3 protein-coding genes are annotated in these 2,930 nt (G+C 65.4%); all 3 read right to left on the bottom strand.

Translation table 11 applies throughout. The annotated features are described in order from the left end of the window. Nucleotides 1-193 precede the first annotated feature (193 nt). Nucleotides 194-1,006: a CbbQ/NirQ/NorQ/GpvN family protein gene (locus RI841_RS08505; protein ID WP_310705159.1), complete on the bottom strand. Its 813-nt coding sequence runs from the start codon at nucleotides 1,004-1,006 to the stop codon at nucleotides 194-196. A 57-nt stretch (nucleotides 1,007-1,063) separates the two neighbouring features. Then, nucleotides 1,064-2,419 (bottom strand): cbb3-type cytochrome c oxidase subunit I, encoded by a 1,356-nt coding sequence (locus tag RI841_RS08510; protein WP_310705161.1) that lies wholly within the window; start codon nucleotides 2,417-2,419, stop codon nucleotides 1,064-1,066. Nucleotides 2,420-2,464: 45 nt separating this feature from the next. After that, nucleotides 2,465-2,930 (bottom strand): cytochrome c (locus RI841_RS08515; RefSeq protein ID WP_310705162.1); only part of this gene is annotated, 466 nt, incomplete at its 5' end.

Raw genomic sequence — 2,930 nt, forward strand, 5'->3', positions numbered from 1 at the left:
CCGGACGCCCAGCGGTGCCAGAAGCGGCCGACGGTCTCCTCGACCTCAAGAAAGTCCAGCATTTACGCGCTCCTGCTTGACGTGTGATCAGTTGTAGGCTGGATAAGCCGAAGGCGCATCCGGCATTACAGGCTCGACGCTGGCCATTGCCCGGTGCTCTGTCGCTTACCGGGCCTACAACCTTGCCCCATGTTCAACCGAAGGTGGCCTGAATGGCTTCCATCAGTCCCTCCTGGACGTCCGCATCGTCGGAGAGCGGCTCCACCAGGGTGGCACGCGCGGCATCGAGGATCGGCATGCCAGCCCGGATCAGGGTCGCGCAGTAGACCAACAGGCGGGTGGAGACGCCCTCCTCCAGGTCCTGCCCCTTCATGTCGCGCAGGCTGACTGCCAGATTGACCAGGGCGGCGCACTGGTCGGCCGGCAGGCCGCTCTCTCGGGCCACGATGTCGCGCTCCACCTGGGAGGGCGGGAAGCCGAAGGACATCGCCACGAAGCGCTGCCGGGTGCTCGGTTTCAGGGACTTGAGGATGTGCTGATAGCCGGGGTTGTAGGAGACCACCAGCATGAAGTCGTCCGGCGCCTCGAGAAGCTCGCCGGTCCGCTCCAGTGGGAGCAGGCGGCGGTCGTCGGTGAGCGGGTGCATCACCACGGTGACGTCCTTGCGCGCTTCCACCACCTCGTCGAGGTAGCAGATGCCGCCTTCTCGCACCGCCCGGGTCAGGGGACCGTCGACCCAGCGAGTCTCGCCCCCCTGCAGCAGGTAGCGCCCCGTCAGGTCGGCGGCGGTCAGATCATCGTGGCAGGAAACGGTGAACAGCGGCTTGCCGAGTCTCGCCGCCATGTGGCCGACGAAACGGGTCTTGCCACAGCCGGTCGGCCCCTTGAGCAGCAGCGGCAGGCGCTGCTGGAACGCCTGCTCGAACATGGCGCACTCGTTGCCGACGCTCTGGTAGTAGGGAATCTCTTGCTCGCTGGCGTTGGCGGCCACGGGGGAAAGGGGCATGTTGAGGTCACTCCCGTCTGGGTGAACGGACGAGGGCCCCGATGGGCCCTCGGGAGGTCAGGCAGGCCCGGGGCCTGCGGTCAGCTGGGTGCCGCCGGCCGGCACCTGCTCGCGGGCCGGGCCGAAGAAGGCATAGATCAGCATCACCGCCCCCACGGCCACCGCGATACCGGCGCCCAGGCGCATCATGTAGAAGAGGCCGAGCTGGTCCTGCACCTCCATGTAGTTCATGCCCAGCACGCGCTGCAGGTGGGTCTGGACGACACCGGCAAAGGTCAGCGTGAAGGTCATGAAGCACATGCCGCCGGTCATGATCCAGAAGCCCCACATGTTCAGCACCTGGTTGTAGGGCTGAACGCGGCGAAGCTGCGGCATGGCGAAGGTGATCACGCCGAGGATCAGCATCACGTAGGCCCCGTAGAAGGCCAGGTGGCCGTGGGCGGCGGTGACCTGGGTGCCGTGGCTGTAGTAGTTGATCCAGTGCAGGGTGTGCATGAAGCCCCACACGCCGGCGCCGAAGAAGGCCACGGTCGGGCAACCCAGGGCCCACAGCATGGCAGCCTTGTTGGGGTGGTTACGGCTGCCCTTCCAGAACATGGTGAAGGCGAACACCACCATGGCGAAGAAGGGGATCACCTCCAGGGTGGAGAAGATGCTGCCGATGGGCTGCCAGTAGCTCGGCGCACCGATCCAGTAGTAGTGATGGCCGGTGCCCAGCAGGCCCGAGAAGAGCGACAGGCCGACGATGATGTAGAGCCACTTCTCGATCACCTCGCGGTCGACCCCGGTCATCTTGATCAGCAGGTAGCCCAGCAGCGCCGCCATGATCAGCTCCCACACGCCCTCGACCCAGAGGTGCACGACCCACCACCAGTAGAGCTTGTCCACGGCGAGGTTGGAGGGGTTGTAGAAGGCGAACAGCCAGAACACCGCGGCCAGCCACAGGCCCAGCATCAGCACCAGGTTGATGGCGGTGCGGCGGCCCTTGGCCAGCGTCATGCTGGTGTTGAACAGGAACATCAGGAAGGAGATGGTGATCAGCACCTTCACCCAGAAGGGCTGCTCCAGGAACTCTCGCCCCTCGTGGATCCCGAACTGGTAGCCGACCAGGGCGGCGGCCCCGGCGAAGGCGAAGAGCGCCAGCTGGAGGTAGGCGAGGGTGGGGCTGTGGATCTCTTGCTCGGCCTCCTCGGGCATCAGGTAGTAGGTGCAGCCCATGAAGCCGAGCAGCAGCCAGACGATCAGCAGGTTGGTATGGCTGACGCGCATGATGTTGAAGGGCATCAGCTCGGCCATGAAGTTGGGCCAGGCATAGACGGTGGCGGCCAGCAGCCCGAAGACGATCTGCAACGCGAAGAGCGCCATGGCCACCATGAAGAATGGCAGCGCCACCTTCTGGGTTTCGTATTTCATCGGTGTCGTTCTCCTTGAGTCATCCGCGATCGGCGGTCAGGCGGCTCAGCCGGCGGGCGTCGGCGGCCAGTCCTGGGCGTCGATACCGTCGGTCCACTCCAGGAAGTCGATCAGCGCCTGCATCTCCTCCTCGGTGAAGTCGTAGGCCGGCATCTGGCGGCGTCCCTCGGCCCCCAGCGGCTGGGCGCGGATCCAGGCGGCGAGACCCGCCCGGGCCGCTTCCGGATTCTGGTGTCCCCCGTAGCGCTCCCAGACATTGCCCAGCTCCGGCGCGAAGTAGGCCCCCTCGCCCAAGATGCTGTGGCAATTGATGCACATGTTCTTTTCCCACACTTCCTTGCCGTGCTTGACGGACTCGGTGAGCCCCTCGCTGTCGGTGGACGTGTTGACCATGTACCAGTGGCTGTGGGCCGTCAGCGCGGCAAACAGCAGAAAGAAGAACAGCGACCCGCCATAGAAGATGTTGCGGGCCGCCGACTTGGTGAGACCGTCGGCCATGGACCATACCCCC

The sequence above is a fragment of the Halomonas sp. genome (genome assembly GCF_031581305.1).
In the GTDB taxonomy this organism is placed as follows: domain Bacteria; phylum Pseudomonadota; class Gammaproteobacteria; order Pseudomonadales; family Halomonadaceae; genus Halomonas.

What these genes read in the sequence shown, in the direction of transcription:
- RI841_RS08510 (WP_310705161.1), bottom strand. Translation starts at nt 2,419, where the DNA reads ATGAAATACGAAACCCAGAAGGTGGCGCTGCCATTCTTCATGGTGGCC.
- RI841_RS08505 (WP_310705159.1), bottom strand. Translation starts at nt 1,006, where the DNA reads ATGCCCCTTTCCCCCGTGGCCGCCAACGCCAGCGAGCAAGAGATTCCC.